The 16183-nt window shown below is 45.0% G+C and carries 18 protein-coding genes and 1 riboswitch; of the genes, 10 read left to right on the top strand and 8 right to left on the bottom strand.

The window, feature by feature from the left end; all coding sequences use genetic code 11:
• Window positions 1-117: 117 nt before the first annotated feature.
• The 4 genes from LCM10_RS09120 to LCM10_RS09135 all read right to left on the bottom strand — a co-directional run bounded on the left by LCM10_RS09120 (window position 118) and on the right by LCM10_RS09135 (window position 4065).
• On the bottom strand, window positions 118-1704 hold the full coding sequence (locus tag LCM10_RS09120; protein ID WP_224875924.1) for an alkaline phosphatase: 1587 nt from the start codon (window positions 1702-1704) through the stop codon (window positions 118-120).
• A gap of 141 nt (window positions 1705-1845) precedes the next feature.
• Window positions 1846-3081, bottom strand: coding sequence for an efflux RND transporter periplasmic adaptor subunit (locus tag LCM10_RS09125; RefSeq protein ID WP_224875925.1), 1236 nt, complete (start codon window positions 3079-3081; stop codon window positions 1846-1848).
• A 21-nt stretch (window positions 3082-3102) separates the two neighbouring features.
• Window positions 3103-3768 (bottom strand): hypothetical protein, encoded by a 666-nt coding sequence (locus tag LCM10_RS09130; protein ID WP_224875926.1) that lies wholly within the window; start codon window positions 3766-3768, stop codon window positions 3103-3105.
• A 132-nt stretch (window positions 3769-3900) separates the two neighbouring features.
• Complete coding sequence (locus LCM10_RS09135) at window positions 3901-4065, bottom strand: hypothetical protein (protein WP_224875927.1); 165 nt, start codon at window positions 4063-4065, stop codon at window positions 3901-3903.
• A riboswitch (cyclic di-GMP riboswitch) is annotated at window positions 4047-4122 on the bottom strand. (Overlaps the previous gene by 19 nt.)
• Window positions 4123-4329: 207 nt before the next feature.
• On the opposite strand from LCM10_RS09135, the gene LCM10_RS09140 reads away from it, so the two are divergent.
• Window positions 4330-4488, top strand: coding sequence for a hypothetical protein (locus LCM10_RS09140; RefSeq protein ID WP_224875928.1), 159 nt, complete (start codon window positions 4330-4332; stop codon window positions 4486-4488).
• Window positions 4489-4572: 84 nt separating this feature from the next.
• Here the strand turns inward: LCM10_RS09140 and LCM10_RS09145 are convergent, their stop codons facing one another.
• The gene (locus LCM10_RS09145) at window positions 4573-4986 is read right to left on the bottom strand and encodes a helix-turn-helix domain-containing protein (RefSeq protein WP_224876390.1); all 414 of its coding nucleotides are present in this window, start codon (window positions 4984-4986) and stop codon (window positions 4573-4575) included.
• 201 nt (window positions 4987-5187) lie between these two features.
• Here LCM10_RS09145 and LCM10_RS09150 point away from each other — a divergent pair, with 201 nt between their 5' ends.
• The 8 genes from LCM10_RS09150 to hutG all read left to right on the top strand — a co-directional run bounded on the left by LCM10_RS09150 (window position 5188) and on the right by hutG (window position 13080).
• A complete protein-coding gene (locus LCM10_RS09150) occupies window positions 5188-5511 on the top strand; it encodes a hypothetical protein (RefSeq protein WP_224875929.1) in 324 nt (107 codons plus the stop codon).
• A 129-nt stretch (window positions 5512-5640) separates the two neighbouring features.
• Window positions 5641-6213 (top strand): transposase, encoded by a 573-nt coding sequence (locus LCM10_RS09155; protein ID WP_224875930.1) that lies wholly within the window; start codon window positions 5641-5643, stop codon window positions 6211-6213.
• A gap of 119 nt (window positions 6214-6332) precedes the next feature.
• Window positions 6333-6821, top strand: a complete 489-nt coding sequence (locus LCM10_RS09160) for a hypothetical protein (protein ID WP_224875931.1) — start codon at window positions 6333-6335, stop codon at window positions 6819-6821.
• 220 nt (window positions 6822-7041) lie between these two features.
• Complete coding sequence (gene hutP / locus LCM10_RS09165; protein ID WP_318247484.1) at window positions 7042-7488, top strand: hut operon transcriptional regulator HutP; 447 nt, start codon at window positions 7042-7044, stop codon at window positions 7486-7488.
• 205 nt (window positions 7489-7693) lie between these two features.
• Window positions 7694-9217 (top strand): histidine ammonia-lyase, encoded by a 1524-nt coding sequence (hutH, locus tag LCM10_RS09170; RefSeq protein WP_224875932.1) that lies wholly within the window; start codon window positions 7694-7696, stop codon window positions 9215-9217.
• Window positions 9210-10880, top strand: a complete 1671-nt coding sequence (gene hutU / locus LCM10_RS09175; RefSeq protein WP_224875933.1) for a urocanate hydratase — start codon at window positions 9210-9212, stop codon at window positions 10878-10880. Before hutH ends, hutU begins: the two co-directional genes overlap by 8 nt.
• A gap of 3 nt (window positions 10881-10883) precedes the next feature.
• Window positions 10884-12164 (top strand): imidazolonepropionase, encoded by a 1281-nt coding sequence (gene hutI / locus LCM10_RS09180; protein ID WP_224875934.1) that lies wholly within the window; start codon window positions 10884-10886, stop codon window positions 12162-12164.
• The gene (hutG, locus tag LCM10_RS09185) at window positions 12142-13080 is read left to right on the top strand and encodes a formimidoylglutamase (protein WP_224875935.1); all 939 of its coding nucleotides are present in this window, start codon (window positions 12142-12144) and stop codon (window positions 13078-13080) included. Before hutI ends, hutG begins: the two co-directional genes overlap by 23 nt.
• Before the next feature lie 61 nt (window positions 13081-13141).
• Here hutG and LCM10_RS09190 read toward each other — a convergent pair whose 3' ends face one another.
• Entirely contained in the window at window positions 13142-13462 is a 321-nt protein-coding gene (locus tag LCM10_RS09190) for a hypothetical protein (RefSeq protein WP_224875936.1), read from the bottom strand.
• A 205-nt stretch (window positions 13463-13667) separates the two neighbouring features.
• Window positions 13668-13799 carry a hypothetical protein gene (locus tag LCM10_RS20630; protein ID WP_263621447.1) on the bottom strand — a complete coding sequence of 44 codons (132 nt, stop codon included), beginning with the start codon at window positions 13797-13799 and terminating at the stop codon, window positions 13668-13670.
• 197 nt (window positions 13800-13996) lie between these two features.
• Between LCM10_RS20630 and LCM10_RS09195 the strand changes: the two genes are divergently transcribed.
• Window positions 13997-14878 (top strand): helix-turn-helix domain-containing protein, encoded by an 882-nt coding sequence (locus tag LCM10_RS09195; protein ID WP_224875937.1) that lies wholly within the window; start codon window positions 13997-13999, stop codon window positions 14876-14878.
• 56 nt (window positions 14879-14934) lie between these two features.
• On the opposite strand, the gene LCM10_RS09200 is transcribed toward LCM10_RS09195, so the two are convergent.
• Window positions 14935-15993: a LysM peptidoglycan-binding domain-containing protein gene (locus LCM10_RS09200; RefSeq protein ID WP_224875938.1), complete on the bottom strand. Its 1059-nt coding sequence runs from the start codon at window positions 15991-15993 to the stop codon at window positions 14935-14937.
• Window positions 15994-16183 lie beyond the last annotated feature (190 nt).

The following is a 16183-nucleotide window of genomic DNA, read 5'->3' on the forward strand; positions in this document are numbered from 1 at the left end:
AGATCCAAGAACAAAATCACTAGATTGAGCCTGGCTCAAAATAGTCGATCTGAGCCAGGCTCAAAACACCCCATTTGAGCCTGGCACCCTACTCAAGAATCCAGCAACGCCATTCACTCAATCCCCTCCCCAATGCACAAAAAACCTCTTCCCATCAAAAACATTCACACTCTTCAACCTAACAACCTCCCCATTCCTCCTATAAAAGTTCTTATTCTCCGGAAACCGAAGCTCCTCATCCCCACGCACCACAACCAATTCAGGATTAGTGGGATCACGCTTATCAATCCGCACTTCATAACCCGCATCCTCAAAAAGTTCCATTCCGTCCACATACCACGCAGAAAACGCCGTTGATTTCAATGAAAACCCAAGATACCGAGCCATTACATGAGGCAGGTCAATATTCTCAACCAACCCTGAAGGTTTACCGGGTCCATACGCATATAAAAATACATCCTCTCCCGTATGACCATGGGTCGTGAAACCAAGATTCGCCCGTTTTGCCATGGATCTGACCATCTCATCCTCTAAGTCCTCAACGTTCTTTGCCTCGTTCATCTTGCAGTATTCTTTTTTGCTGAGTCTCGTTAATCCATAAGATTTCAAAACAGCTTTCAAATTAGACCGATCATCCTTCAACCGGGAAGTGGCTCCTTTAACCGTCATATTCGCTTTTTTCAATGGATCGATAAACTGAGCACTCGGCAGGCCCTTGTATGTTTTATCCGTATCGTGATTACCGAGAGTCAGCCCGCTGTTCCCGTGATCAGTGACGGCCACGACCATTGTATTCCCGTCTCGTACAGCGAACTCAAGCGCCTCACCTACAGCTCGGTCAAAGCTGAGAACCTCGCTAATCATTCCGACTGGGTCATTCTTATGAGCTGCCCAATCGACCTTGCTGCCTTCGACCATGAGAAAGAATCCCTTATCTTTCTTTGATAAATGCTCGATGGCCGCCGATGTCATCTCGGAAAGCGTTGGCTCATCCAGCTTTAATCCTTTACGGTCGAAATCATAAGCCAGGTCCTCTTCCGCAAACGCACCCCACACCTTCTTAGGAGCATCAAGATTAGAAGGTACGTCCCTCGATGCGGTGAAGTGGTAAAGGGGAGAGGATTTCAAATAGGCGAGGAGGTTTTCGCCATCTTGGCGGGAGGTTTGGCTGGTTTTGAGCATGCCGTCGTCGTTTTTGGCGGATTTATTCGATTGAGGCTTTAACCAGGCTGCGCCGCCGCCGAGGACGACATCGAGTTCCTGGTAGACCTGCTGTTCGCCGATGTCGCCGAATTCATCGCGGTTAAGGGTGTGGGAGGTGAAAGCGGCAGGCGTGGCGTGTTGGACGGGGGAGGTTGAGACGATGCCGGTTGCATATCCGGACAGTCTGGCAGCCTCGAGCACGGTCAGGACCGGTTTTCCATCCGCGTTCATGCCAATATAGTCAGCGCGCGTTTTCCCACCGGTCGCCATGGCGGTTCCAGCTGCTGCGGAGTCGGTGATGGCGGATTCACTGGAATAAGTACGGACACCTCCGACAAGGATCTTGTCCAGGTTGAGCCCTGAGCCTTTATACCAGCGGGACAGGGTGATGATATCAGAATTCGTTCCGTCCATGATCATGAAGATGACGTTTTTCTTCGCAATAGTCGCGGCGAAACCGCATGAGCCTGGCAGGGAGAAGGCAACCAATGAAATTAACATGATGGCAATGAAGACGCTTTTGAAGAGTTTCAGACTAATCTCCTCCTATTGAAGTTATGATACCGTTAGTATCAACACTCCCCAAGAGACTATGTATAAAAAAAGACCCGCTCTCACCTCAGAGCGGATCCCAAAATCGATTTATTTTCTCTCCAGAATCCCTAATAAAAGATTCTCGATGACAGTCTCCCTGTCCAGCTTCTTCAAGTCTCTCAGCTTGATCCGATCCCAATCCATCGCAGTGATGAACGAAGCGCCGTTTTGAAGTGCCGGGACATCTTCTGGATCGATGATATAATACTCGCCAGCTTTCACACCGGATTTGATCTGTACCTTGCCGTCCACTTGAAGGCCGGTTTTCACGGCTTTCTTCTTCACGGTACCTTGATCCGTCAACACCCAGATGTATTTCTTGGCACTGGAATATTCAACTGCAGTCATTGGAACGACCAACGCGTTCTTTACTTCATCCGTGATGACCGATACCAGTACATGGTGTCCTGATAGGAGCTTATTGTCCTCATCCTGAAGCGTGATGCTGATTGGGTACATGCTGTCGGTATCAAGGTGCGGATCGCGTTTCGGTAGGGAAGATACTTGTGAAACCAACCCTTTCAGCGTTTTCTTTTCAAGCTCTGACTGCACCTTGGCATCCATGTTTTCCTCAACGTCCATGATCTCTTTTTCCGTCAGGTCAGTCGTCACGACCGTTGACTTTGAAGCAATCGTGATTAACGGATTCTGGACGGAATGAGATAGCTCCTTGACGATCCCTTCACCGCCGCTTTCAACGGTCAGCGTCGTTTCGTAGGATTTCAAGTCGGAAATTTGACGCTCCAGACTATCGATTTGATTATTTAGGCGGTCCTTTTCCAATTCCCTTGAAGCAATCTCCCTTTTGATATCATATTCTGTTTCAAGGGCACTCGCTTCAAGCGGGATTTCTTCTTCATTTGAGGAAGTAGATGGCAGGGAACGCTCCATACGTTCCAAATCTGAGATATTATCCTCGATACTGTCGATTTCATCTTCAAGCTGGTCGACCTCTGACTCGAGGACATCCTGCTGTCCAGTGTAATCGGTGACTTCATATTCATATAGCGGTGTCCCCGCCTTCACTTCGTCGCCTTCTTTGACAAGGAATTTCTTGAAAGAGCCGAATTCGTCATTGAAGTATAAGTAGGTTTCCTCGGCTGATGTGACGACCCCCGATTTAGGGAGTTCTTTCTGCAATTCATCTTTCCCTAGTGATTCCCATTCTTCTATGCGGACTTCACGGTCGACTTTGCTCTCGGCCTTCTCAATGAGGTAGCCATTCGTTCCAACGAACAAGAGAGATAAAGCAAGACCAGTATATAGGTGTTTTTTTCTATTCATTATGATCCCAGCCTTTAGACATTAAAGTAATGTTGAAAAATCGATGTAGGCTAAAAATGCCGTGATTGCCCAGAAAAAGAGGTTGGTCAGAAGGATGACGGTCCAAATCAGCCAATTCTTCTGTTCGGTGAGTCGTTTCAACCCTTTATATTGAATGTAGAAAATCCAGATTTTAAATAACGAGAAGCTGCCTAAGAAATACATGACCCACTCATTCATCGTTAGGTACTGGGCGATGACCCCGAGTGAAAGCGGGGATGAGAACCAATCCAGTGAAAGGAATAGGGATAGTGGGATGTAGGTCAGTTTTTCAAGGAGAAGTATCAGGAGAACTAACCCTTGGACGATGACGAGCTTACGGTATTCTCCTTGTTCAGAAATCGTCCAAAAAATGACGCTCGGGATGAATAGGGTCATGATGGAATAGAAGATGCCGGTGAGGACTCTACCCATGAAAAACAAGAACTTTTCTAATTCAAATGAGGCGGGGGAGAGGGTATTCAACTCTTTGGAAAGAGAATCCATTCCTAGTCCAAAAGAGGAAATCAACCCAAACACGAGGGCGGATAACAGAATAAGGTAAAGTAGGTTTTTAGCGTACCCTTTTAAGTTTTCAGTGGTGGATAGGTTGTAGAAAAAGAATGAAGGATCTTTAAGTCCTTTGAACATTTTGATTTCTCTCAACATAGCGGTTTCCTCCAAGGTCGTATAGGCTCAACTAATATTCTATCGAAAAAAAGAGAAACTTTCCATATATTGTAGAATAATAGAAAAATCCAATAAAAAAAAGCGTCAAAAGACGCCTTTTTATCACACTTTTTATAACCCGTAGGCGAGAACTGTAGTTCCTCCCACTACTATTGCAACTCCAGTAAAAATTCCAATGTACATTAAAATTCTTTTGTTTTTCTTCTTGATCATGATTTCTTCCGGGGTTAAAAACGACAAATTAATCCCTCCCTGGTTATGGTAGCTGGCTGGCATCGGATAGCCCCTATAGCTTTGCGTCATCACCTTTCGATGATTTTGCCTTTGTTTCAAAACCTTCAGATAAAGTGTAACACTTTACCCGATTTATATCGGTGAAAAACATTAAGTAGATATAGTAAAAAAGTCACTAAGTTTTCACAAAATATATTTAAATGCTTGTATAAATCTGGTAACATATCAATTAATTAATGTTTGAACTTTTGACAAACGGTGTATTAAAGTAATAGAAACAGTCAGAATTTGTAGGAGGTTGTCTTTTTGAACAAAAAAGTCAGCAAGGAACAGCATCTCCTCTCCGTCATGCAAAAAGCATTCGACAAAGGCCAGCAGGGGAATATGGATGCGAATAAAATGTTAAATTGGCTTAAACAAGAACTACAAACCGAATATACATTTCAAAGCGAAAAAGCACTCTGATTCCAACCCGAATCCAGAGTGCTTTTTTACGTTAAAGCAATGAGGGACGTACCTTTAGCACGCTAAAGGTACGTCCCTCTCCCATTACCATTCACGTATAAAGTTGTACAGTTGGCTTACTTGATTAGAAAACTTTTCTTTTCGCTTATCCGTCTGATATGTGAGGGAAGCGAGAACCCTTTTCAATTTCGGGTGTTCGTCCAGCATCTGGATAATGGCAGCAGTCTCTTCATTTTCAAAAGACTCGCGGAGTACCATTGGGTCCGAGTTGTATTCATCCGTGTTCTCTCCATATAGGATGCGGTTCATTTCCTTTGTGGGGATTTTGTACACTTCCTTGAATTTCGGGAGCATCTTTGAAGGAATTTCCCGGATGCCACGTTCATAGTTGGACAGGCTGCTCGATCCGATGTTCAATCTTTCAGCAGCTTCCCCCTGACTTAATTCGAGTACTTCCTTGCGATAACGTTGTAATTCTTCGTGCAATTCGATTTCCATACGCTTCACCGACTATCCCTTTTTTCATCAAGATAATCCTTTTGAATGGGGATAACGGATTATTCCACGATTTGAAAAGGTAAGTGAGATTTCGAAATGTCGACACCACTAAAATAAATTTCCATTATTTTCTAGTTTGTGTATAATAAAAGTAAAAAATTATCATTTGTTGTTATAGAAACCAGAGGGGTGGAGAAAAGAATGAGGGAGATCGGTTGCAATAATGACAAACACGGTAAAGGAAAAACAGCAGCAAATGAAACGGAGCAGAATTGGAGCGATAACGAATTTGATTCGACTAAAACAAGCATCAAGATATCCAAAAATGGAACGAGTCGTTTCCGGGCAGGAGATTACGGAAAAAAACGGATACACCTTTTCCTAAACACTAGGGACAGGGAAAGAAGTCTATACCATCAGGATCCAGAGCATTCTCTAAAGCCACTTAGCATCGGCAGCAAACTAACCTGCTTCATCAAGGAAAACGGCCGAATCGTCTACACCGGAAAGAAGAAGCAAAAATAAGAAGGAGCGTCCTTCATTACGTTAAAGCGGTGAGGGACGTACCTTGATTTTGGGATTAGGCAGGAATTTTGGTGATCAGTGTCGAAAGAGTTGGGGTAAAATAAGTTAATTTAAAAGAAGTGTGATTCAATGCCAAGAAAGGCACGAGAATGGAAGCCGGGCACGTATCATGTTTATTGCCGCGGCAACAGAAAACAAAATATTTTCCTTGAAGACGATGATAAGCGTAAATATTTATCCTATCTCCTCGACACGAAAGAGAAATATCCTTTTAAACTCCACGCATACTGCCTCATTCCTAACCATCTTCACTTGCTTCTCGAAAGTGATGTAGTCCCGCTCAATAAGATCCTTCACACACAGCATACCCGTTACGCCATTTATTTTAATAACCACCATGATTGTGTCGGCCATTTATTTCATGGCAGATTCGGAGCCACCTATGTTGATACAACTTCTTATTTTATCGGCCTCAGCAAATACATCCACCTCAATCCGACCGAAGCCGGGCTTACGATTTCCTCAGCGTCTTACCTATGGAGCAGTTACCCTTTTTATCTTGAAGGGATTGACAATCCACTCATCGATAAAGAACGGACTCTTTCCTATTTTCCAAATCAAGATCTTACCCTATATAAAGAGTATCTGGATCGTAAAGAAGAGATGATCCTCCTTAAAAAATCCCTATCTGAAAAATTTTAAAGAATTTGTAAAAAGATTATATTTTATACAGGAAAACGGAATTTACTGTCGAATTGTAATAAATAGGAAATTACTCCTAGGTGCTAATCATCTAAAATTGAGCTCAGAAGGAGGAAGTAATGGATAAAGAATTCATTCTCATATTCGAAGATTTCCACGTGTCCAAAAAAATTGAAACGATCACAAAGAAACACCTCGTCTTATTTCAAGGGCAGCAGTATTATAACCGATTGGTGGTAGTCAGCAGGCCGCCGGGCTTTTCACATGCCCTAGAAGGGATCCTCTATTCGGATAAAATCCTGGAGACGGTCGGATTCAGCGCTTTGTTTGCCGTACCGATCGATGCGAGGCACACCATTCCGTTCAAGTATGTCCGTGTAGATGATCGGGAGAAGAAACCTCTCGATTGTAAGGTTGTACTGGAAAATAAAGATGGCCAGGAAAAATTGAATGTCCGAGTCCGATTTCCCCGAACAGATACTTTATCAGAAGAAGACAGACTTGATATCCTCTCCTATCTTAGTCATAAATGTGACGATGGGAGCATCACATACTTCTTGAAGAATCCAAATGTATATAAAGGAAAAGGCAGGAAACAAGAAGATTGATCATACGTTGCCACCGAGGCGAACCTGAACGTCAGGGACGTCTATTTTTAATGATTCAATCTTACCACCAACCACCTCCCAACCCTTTACCACACTACCAAACTACCTCTCTAAGTTTCTAAAATCACGACATTTTTCGTTGACCTGATGAAAGGTACCTCATACAATATAAGTAGTTATTAGTATTTTTAGAATTTTCTTGTTAAGGTGGAAGTGCCACTTGGATAAAATGGATGCTACCAAAATTGGAAAGAATGCCATGCTCCTTCTGCTCCTTGATCGTGAGGAGGAAGAGTGGAATCGGCATTTTAATGAGTTGAACTGGAGCTATTGCACAGGCAAAATCGGCTCCATGGACAGTCAGAAGATTGTCGCTGCCATCGAAACGGCAGCAAAACGAAGCGATCTTGTACGAGAAGATCTTTATCGGGAAATGCATGCGCTGTATCACGCGACCATGGAAGCCCTCACCGGGGTGACCAGGGGACACACCCAGATCGGGGAAGTCCTCCGAACGGTCGGCCTTCGCTTCTCAATCGTAAGGGGAACGCCTTATGCAAACGAAGAGGAAGGCGAATGGATAGCAGTTGCACTGTATGGAACGATTGGCGCGCCCATTAAAGGATTGGAACATGAAACAATCGGTTTAGGCATCAATCATATTTAATAGTTGAATAGGAAAGAGCCTATAGAAACCAGTCAAAAGGAGGCTCGACCCGAGGCAGAACTCTGTCTTCGGGTCGAGCCTCCTTTTCTGTTTGAAACGTTTTGAAGGTACGTCCCGCACTAGGGGAACGCGGTAACCAGCTAAAGGTACGTCCCGCTGTGCGTTAAAGTGGGAAAGCAAAAATTTATTGATAGAGGTGATATAGATGGTTGTGTTGACAGGGTGTTCGTTGCGTTTGGAGGATGCGAGGAGGATCATTTATGAGGGGGAGGAGGTTGTGATTTCCCCTGAAAGTATGGAGAGGGTGAAGAAGAGCCGGGAAGCGGTTGAGAGGATCGTGAAGGAGAAGCGCGTGGTGTATGGGATTACGACGGGCTTCGGGAAGTTCAGCGATGTGCTGATTGATTCGGACGATGTGGAGGAGCTTCAGCTCAATCTGATCCACTCCCATGCGTGCGGTGTCGGCGATCCGTTCCCTGAAATGGTGTCGAGGGCGATGTTACTGCTAAGGGCCAATGCCCTCTTGAAAGGCTACTCCGGTGTGAGGCCGGTCATCGTTGAACGATTGGTGGAGTTCCTGAATAAAGAAATCCATCCGGTGATTCCGCAGCAGGGATCGCTCGGGGCAAGCGGCGACCTCGCACCGTTATCCCATCTGGCACTGGCGCTCATGGGTGAAGGAGAGGTTCATTACAAAGGAGAAATCCACCAAACCCTGCCGGTCCTTTCAAAAGAAAACATCTTCCCAGTCCAGCTGCAGGCGAAGGAAGGTCTGGCGCTCATCAACGGCACCCAGGCGATGACGGCGATGGGCGTCATCGGATACCTTGAAGCGGAAGAGCTTGCATACCAAAGCGAGATGATTGCTAGTCTTACAATGGAAGGTCTGCAAGGAATCATGGATGCGTTTGACGAAGATATACATTTAGTAAGAGGTTATCCTCAGCAAGTTGCAACGGCCAAACGAATCCGAGAATACTTACGGGACAGTAAACTTACAACCAAACAGGGCGACATCCGCGTTCAGGATGCCTACTCCTTGAGATGCATCCCGCAAGTGCACGGCGCTTCCTGGCAGGCACTCGATTATGTAAAAGAAAAGCTTGAAATTGAAATGAACGCAGCGACCGATAACCCGCTGATTTTTGAAGACGGGGAAAAGATCATTTCCGGAGGCAACTTCCATGGTCAGCCGATCGCCTTTGCAATGGACTTCATGAAAATTGCCGTAGCAGAACTCGCCAACATCTCGGAACGCAGAATCGAGCGGCTCGTCAATCCGCAGCTGAACGATCTGCCAGCATTCCTGAGCCCGCAACCGGGTCTTCAATCAGGGGCGATGATCATGCAATACTGCGCGGCATCACTCGTCTCGGAAAACAAAACGCTTGCTCACCCGGCAAGTGTCGATTCCATTCCATCATCGGCGAACCAAGAGGATCACGTGAGTATGGGTACAATCGGCTCGAGACATGCGTATCAAATTTTACAAAATACAAGGAGGGTCCTCGCCGTCGAATTGATTTGCAACCTGCAGGCAGTCGAGCACCGCGGCACGGACCTGCTCGCTAGCACGACCCGCAAATTTTATGAAGAAGCTAGAAAAATTGTTCCTTCCATCACGAAGGACCGGATTTTTTCAAAAGATATTGAAAAAGCAGCAAGCTGGCTAAAACAATTCCAACTAACATCCATCACTAAAACAAAGGAGGAAACAACAAATGGTTAATGCAAACAAACGGATCGTCAATGTGAAAAAGGGGACGGAAATCGAGTGCAAGGGATGGGAGCAGGAAGCGGTTCTCCGCATGCTGTACAACAATCTTGATCCTGAAGTAGCCGAGATCCCAGAAGAGCTCGTCGTCTACGGCGGCATTGGGAAAGCGGCGCGTAACTGGGAGTCGTTCGATGCGATTGTCAACACGCTCAGAAACCTTGAAAATGACGAAACGATGCTTGTCCAATCCGGTAAGCCAGTCGGTGTGTTCAAAACGCATAAAGCGGCTCCAAGGGTCCTGCTTTCAAACTCAGTGCTCGTGCCGAAATGGGCAAACTGGGAGCACTTCCACGAGCTTGATCAAAAAGGCCTCATGATGTACGGTCAAATGACGGCGGGAAGCTGGATTTACATCGGGACACAAGGGATCCTGCAAGGAACATACGAGACGTTTGCGGCATTAGCCAAGAAGCACTTCAACAACTCCTTAAAAGGAACGATCACCATGACAGCCGGCCTTGGCGGGATGGGTGGCGCGCAGCCACTCGCCGTCACGATGAACGGTGGGGTCGTCATCGCGGTCGACGTCGATGAAGAGCGCATCCAGAAGCGCCTTGACACGAAATACTGCGACGTCAAGACGGACTCCATCGACGAAGCCATCGCTATGGCATATGAAGCAAGGGACGAAGGGAAAGCTCTGTCCATCGCGTTACTAGGAAACGCAGCCGAAGTTCATCATGAATTTTTGAAAAGAGGCGTTAAGATCGACATTGTGACCGACCAGACGTCAGCTCATGACCCGCTAAACGGATATGTCCCTGAGGGCTATACATTAGAAGCGGCTGCAACACTCAGAAAAGAAAACCCAACTCAATACACTCAGCTTTCACAGAAAAGCATGGCCAAACACGTGGAAGCGATGCTCGAGTTCCAAAAACGCGGCTCGATCGTATTCGATTACGGCAACAACATCCGTCAGGTCGCAAAAGACGAAGGCGTCGAAAATGCATTTGACTTCCCAGGATTCGTCCCTGCTTACATCCGCCCGTTGTTCTGCGAAGGAAAAGGGCCGTTCAGATGGGCAGCGCTTTCAGGCGATCCTGAGGACATCTACAGAACGGACCGCTTGATCAAAGAGCTATTCCCTGAAAATGAAGCACTCAACCGCTGGATCGACATGGCTCAGGAACAGGTATCGTTCCAGGGGCTGCCTTCCCGTATCTGCTGGCTGGGCTACGGTGAGCGTGTGAAGATGGGTCTTGCCATTAATGAACTCGTACGTAAAGGCGAACTGAAAGCTCCGATCGTCATCGGACGTGACCACCTTGACTGTGGATCGGTCGCATCACCGAATCGCGAAACGGAAAGCATGAAGGACGGAAGTGACGCAGTAGGCGACTGGGCGATCCTGAACGCACTCATCAACACAGCGGCAGGCGGCTCATGGATTTCATTCCATCACGGCGGCGGAGTCGGAATGGGGTACTCCCTGCATGCTGGTATGGTCGTTGTAGCCGACGGAACGGACCTCGCTCAAGAACGCCTCGAACGTGTCCTGACCACCGACCCTGGTATGGGCGTCATCCGTCACGCAGACGCAGGCTATGATATCGCTGAAAAAACAGCTGAAAAGCACAACATTCAAATCCCGATGAAAAAAGGAGGAGAATAAGGGATGACCAAACAATTCGACACGATCATCGAAAACATCGGACAATTGCTTACGATGGACCATGGGGACGGTCCTTTAAAAGGGAAAGAAATGAGTGAACTCCCAATCCTGACGAACGCGGCCATCGGAATCAAAGACGGGCTCATCGACTGGATTGGAACGCACGAAGATGCCCAAACTTACAAAGCAACCGAGCGGATCAACGCGGAAGGGAAGCTCGTTTCCCCAGGTCTTGTCGACCCGCACACCCATCTTGTGTTCGGCGGTTCGCGTGAACACGAAATGGCACTGAAGCAGCAAGGTGTTCCTTACTTAGAAATCCTAAAGAGAGGCGGTGGGATCCTTTCCACGGTAGGAGCAACACGTGAAGCATCTGAAGAAGAACTGCTGAAAAAAGCCCGCTTCCACCTCGACAGGATGATCTCTTACGGCGTCACCACCGTCGAAGCCAAAAGCGGGTACGGCCTCGACAAAGAAACGGAACTGAAGCAGCTCCGTGTCACAAAAAAACTGAACGAAGACCACGCGGCCGACCTTGTATCCACATTCTTGGGGGCACACGCGATCCCACCGGAATTCAAAGACCGTTCTGATGAATTCCTCCAAGAAATGCTCGATATGCTATCCGATATTGAAAAGGAAAACCTCGCCGAATTTGTTGATATCTTCTGTGAAACAGGTGTCTTCACGGTCGAACAATCACGCCAATTTTTAAAGGCGGCAAAGGAAAAAGGCTTCTCCGTCAAAATCCATGCGGATGAAATCGATCCATTAGGCGGCACAGAAATGGCGACCGAAATCGGGGCGACGAGCGGAGATCACTTAGTCGGTGCATCCGAAAAAGGAATAGAAGCACTAGGCAAAACGGACACAATCGCCGTCCTCCTGCCAGGCACATCATTCTACTTAAACAAAGGGAAGTTCGCCAACGCACGTGGCATGCTCGAAGCGGGAGCGGCAGTCGCTCTGTCCACGGACTTCAACCCGGGAAGCTCGCCGACAGAGAATCTGCAGTTCATCATGAATCTGGCATCCCTACAGCTCAAGATGACACCGGAAGAAATCTGGAACGCTGTCACGGTGAACTCTGCGTATGCGATCAACCGCGGAGAACAAGCTGGGAAACTAGCAAAAGGTCGCAAAGCAGACATTGTCCTCTGGGATGCACCGAACTATCATTACGTCCCGTATCACTACGGCGTGAACCATACGAATACTGTCATCAAAGACGGACGGATCATCTACCGCAAGGAGAAGCTTCATGAGCACATTTCAACACATTAAGCCTGCGGGGAAAGCGCAATTTAAGGATCGATACACGACAAAGGCGGCGGAGTTGTTACAACCATACAGTGAAGGAGTGAAAGGGGAGGTCGCCATCATCGGCGCCCCCCTTTCAAAGCCGTCGATCTCTCACTCCGGCGCGAGCTTTGCACCGGACGCAATCAGAAGATGCCTGAACTCCTTTACGACGTACAACATAGAAGAAGAAACGGACATCAGCAATAAGAGTATCATCGATTTCGGTGATATCACGATGCACCCGACATCAATTGAAGAGTGCCACCAACGAATCTACCAATCAACGAAAGAAGTCATCGAAGCGGGCATAGCACCCCTGACCGTCATTCTCGGCGGCGATCACTCCATCACCACCTCGACCGTGAAAGCGATCAAGGAAACAAAGGGAACGGTGGGCATCATCCAGCTCGACGCCCACCACGATCTCCGAAACACGGAAGACGGCGGTCCGACCAACGGAACCCCGTTCAGGAGACTAATCGAAGAGGGGAACGTAAAAGGCGAGCACCTGATCCAAATCGGGATCCGCAACTACGCGAACGCCAAAGCTTATCATGACTATGCGTTTGAACAAGGCGTGACCGTCTACACGATGAAGGACGTCAGACAACGCCCCATCACAGAACTAATCCAGTCGGCACTAGCCCACCTCGACCCCAAAGTCGACACCATCTACCTATCCGTCGACATGGACGTACTCGACCAGGCGTACGCCCCGGGCTGCCCGGCGATCGGACCAGGAGGGATGGATCCGGATACGCTCTCGGAAGCGGTCCAGGAAGCGATCCGTCATCCGAAAGTCCAGACGATGGATATCGTAGAGATCGATCCGACGCTTGATATTCGGGATATGACGAGTAGAATCGCAAGCCTCCTCATTGTTAATACACTTATATAAAAGAAGGTACGTCCCTCATCGCGTTAACGCGATGAGGGACGTACCTTCTTATTCTTCTTATTTATGCTTTTTGATATAAATCATAACCGTTGTGGATTTCTTTCATGCCGATGACATGTAAGAAATGATGAAGTTTGTTCATACAAGGGGTGGTGATGTCGTTCATGACTTCAAAACGGTCGATCACGGCACATTTGGATTCTTTTCTGTAACTGATTACGCCTGAGAGTCCGGATGTTTCAGAATTGTTTGCGATGGAGTACGTTGAAACAAGTGCTTCACCGATCTTGTTTTCACCTTGACTGAATTCGAAATGAAACTGAATCGACAAATCTACCTCGGAATATAGAGGATTTACTTTCATGTTGAGATCTTTCATCATGAAGCCCCCTTTCTGATATTGTACTATTATCCTATCATGCTTTCTGTTTGTGTGTAATTTGACTTATGGTTAGTGTCAGTTTAAAAAATGCAATATAAAGGCTGTTATGTAGACATATCTTCTTTTTCATAACTCTAAGCATATTCGTATAAGAATCTTTTCTATAAAAAAAGCCTCCTCACTCAGGAAGCTTTGAAGTAAAATATTAATATGGGTTATCTGGCAGTTCGGCTTTTTGAATTTGGAAGCTCGCTGATTCTACTGGGTTATTCGAGAATCCTGTAACACCAAGAAGAATGATAGAAGCGGTAAGGATTGTAAGAAAACGTCTTTTCATAGGACTTTCCTCCCTTTCTTGTTCGATTGAATATTCGATAAAATTAAGATGTATCTGTTATAATTATTAAAACATATTTTAATTAAACAAAGAAATCAGCTATAATGCCAAATTACCTAACTTTAAAGCGTATATATAGATTTATCATTTATTTTCTTCGTAAAATATAACTCTAGGCATATTTAGGAGAGATTAGTATGGATTTTGCAGCAGTTGGTAAAAAAATAAAAGAGTTGCGTAAGAACAGTGGTCTTTCTCAAGAAGAACTGGCAATGGGGATTTGTACACAAGCGCAGATCAGCAAGATTGAAAAAGGGGATGTGTTCCCATACGCCTCTACATTATATCAGATTTCACAGAAACTAGGAGTGGATGTGAACTACTTTTTCAATATTGGTACAACCCCGAGGTTGGACTATGTCGAGGAAGTATTTCAACAATTGCAGATTCTTAGGAGAAGTGTCAGATATGAGGAAATGATGGATATTGTAAGAGCGGAATTAAATAACCCTTTATTTATGCAAAACAATAAAAATTTACAGCTTTTATTATGGCATAAAGGAATATATTTATATGAAGTGAACAGAGAACTGGATAAAGCCATGGAAACTCTTCAGAACGCCATTCATCTCACACACTTTAAAGGGAAGATCATGCTGGAAAGGGAATTGGAAATCCTTTTGACAATTGGAGCCATCTATTTCAAAGAGGATCTGAATAAGGCTCTGGAAGTTTTTGAAGAAATCAAGGAACATCTGCAACTGCTTCCCCATATGAATGACTATACAATTAAAACACGCTTGTACTATAATCTGGCAAGGGTATTGTCGAGAATGAACCGCATTGAGGATTCGAATAAATATTGCGATGATGCCATCAAATGGTGCTTAGATAAAGATAGCCTTTACTTGTTGGGAGAGTTACATTATCACAAGGGATACAACCTAGAGTTATTGAATAATCCTCAATTGGCAAAGAGCTATATGGAGAGGGCTGTCATTGTGTTTGAATTGCAACAGGATGATAAGTATATTCAGTTCATTAAAAATAGAATAAAAGAATTGAATGCTCTTGCATAAGAAGAAAGGTGCTCAAATCTTGAGCACCTTCCTTCTTCCTATGAAACCAAATAATTTTACAGTTCGTAGAAACGTTTGAATCCATCTAATTTGGATTTCCAATAAGGGTTATCCAGGTTAGTGACCTCGACTCCGTTATCTCCTGCATGAATGAATTGGTTGTTTCCTAGGTATATCCCTAAGTGGGAAATTCCTTTTTTATATGTATTTTCGAAAAATACAAGATCACCTACAGAAGGAGTATTTACATAATAAGAACGATTATAGTATCCTCCACTTGAAAGTCTCTTTACAGCAGCGTCCGCTTGGCTGAATGCGTAATAAATGAATCCACTGCAATCAAAGCCTGTCAAATTAGATCCACCCCAGACATACGGTGTACCAGTTAGGGATGTTGCTACTTTAACCAAAGTATTGGTATTAAAACCGGTAGATGAAACAGTCTTTGAATCAGTAGGAGAGTCCTTTTGAATAGCGCTTATTCTTATTTTCTGCCCAACATAAATATTGTCATTCGAGAGACCATTCATCTTTTTAATTTCAGTGACCGATAATCCTGTTCGAATGCTAATATGAGATAAAGTATCTCCCGGTTTTATTTCGTAATAATCTGCACTGATTTGAATCTTGTTATCTTTTTGAGTTGGTGTAGTTGTTTGAGAAGGATAGGTGTTTGTGTTGCCGATTTCTGTGTTGTTTATGGATGAAACAACTAGTTTTTGACCAGGATAAATAATATGACTTGTAATGTTATTCCATTCCTTTAGAGCACCTAGTTCGATAGAGTAGCGGTTCGCTATCCCAATAAGTGTATCTCCCGATTGAATAGTATAAGTTTTAGTTTGTGGTTGAATGGAAGATTCAGTTTCTTTTTTGGAAGAAGTATCAGGATTGTTTACCTGTGTATCAGATACGTTTATTATTTGCAAAGGGTAAATGATTTCCGATTGAAGTTTATTTAGTATCATTAATTGTGAGACTGTCATATCGTGTTTTCGTGCAATAGACCATAGGGAATCACCAGATTGGACTTTGTAGGTAGCGGCGGCGGCTTCAGCAACAAAAGAAGTTGAAAACACAGCAGTAGCTGCGACAGTAACCAACGTTTTTTTCACTTGTTTTTCTCCTTTTTTGTCATAGATTGGTAGAATGTAATGTCATTCTATCATATATATTAGGAACATAGTAATGTGAATTTATTAAAAATTCACTAAGTAAGAATGAAATTGCAAAATTTTAATAGCAGGAGTAGCCTAGTCGTTTTTAACAAATACGAGTCATAAGTAAAGCCAAGGGTCCAGGAAG

Source organism: Rossellomorea aquimaris, from assembly GCF_020171925.1.
In the GTDB taxonomy this organism is placed as follows: Bacteria; Bacillota; Bacilli; order Bacillales; family Bacillaceae_B; genus Rossellomorea; species Rossellomorea aquimaris_F.

Bases quoted from the DNA above. Each gene is read 5' to 3' on its own strand.
- LCM10_RS09120 (WP_224875924.1), bottom strand. From the start codon at position 1,704: ATGTTAATTTCATTGGTTGCCTTCTCCCTGCCAGGCTCATGCGGTTTC.
- LCM10_RS09125 (WP_224875925.1), bottom strand. From the start codon at position 3,081: ATGAATAGAAAAAAACACCTATATACTGGTCTTGCTTTATCTCTCTTG.
- LCM10_RS09130 (WP_224875926.1), bottom strand. From the start codon at position 3,768: ATGTTGAGAGAAATCAAAATGTTCAAAGGACTTAAAGATCCTTCATTC.
- LCM10_RS09135 (WP_224875927.1), bottom strand. From the start codon at position 4,065: ATGCCAGCCAGCTACCATAACCAGGGAGGGATTAATTTGTCGTTTTTA.
- LCM10_RS09145 (WP_224876390.1), bottom strand. From the start codon at position 4,986: ATGGAAATCGAATTGCACGAAGAATTACAACGTTATCGCAAGGAAGTA.
- LCM10_RS09150 (WP_224875929.1), top strand. From the start codon at position 5,188: ATGAGGGAGATCGGTTGCAATAATGACAAACACGGTAAAGGAAAAACA.
- LCM10_RS09155 (WP_224875930.1), top strand. From the start codon at position 5,641: ATGCCAAGAAAGGCACGAGAATGGAAGCCGGGCACGTATCATGTTTAT.
- LCM10_RS09160 (WP_224875931.1), top strand. From the start codon at position 6,333: ATGGATAAAGAATTCATTCTCATATTCGAAGATTTCCACGTGTCCAAA.
- hutH (WP_224875932.1), top strand. From the start codon at position 7,694: ATGGTTGTGTTGACAGGGTGTTCGTTGCGTTTGGAGGATGCGAGGAGG.
- hutU (WP_224875933.1), top strand. From the start codon at position 9,210: ATGGTTAATGCAAACAAACGGATCGTCAATGTGAAAAAGGGGACGGAA.
- hutI (WP_224875934.1), top strand. From the start codon at position 10,884: ATGACCAAACAATTCGACACGATCATCGAAAACATCGGACAATTGCTT.
- hutG (WP_224875935.1), top strand. From the start codon at position 12,142: ATGAGCACATTTCAACACATTAAGCCTGCGGGGAAAGCGCAATTTAAG.
- LCM10_RS09190 (WP_224875936.1), bottom strand. From the start codon at position 13,462: ATGATGAAAGATCTCAACATGAAAGTAAATCCTCTATATTCCGAGGTA.
- LCM10_RS20630 (WP_263621447.1), bottom strand. From the start codon at position 13,799: ATGAAAAGACGTTTTCTTACAATCCTTACCGCTTCTATCATTCTTCTT.
- LCM10_RS09195 (WP_224875937.1), top strand. From the start codon at position 13,997: ATGGATTTTGCAGCAGTTGGTAAAAAAATAAAAGAGTTGCGTAAGAAC.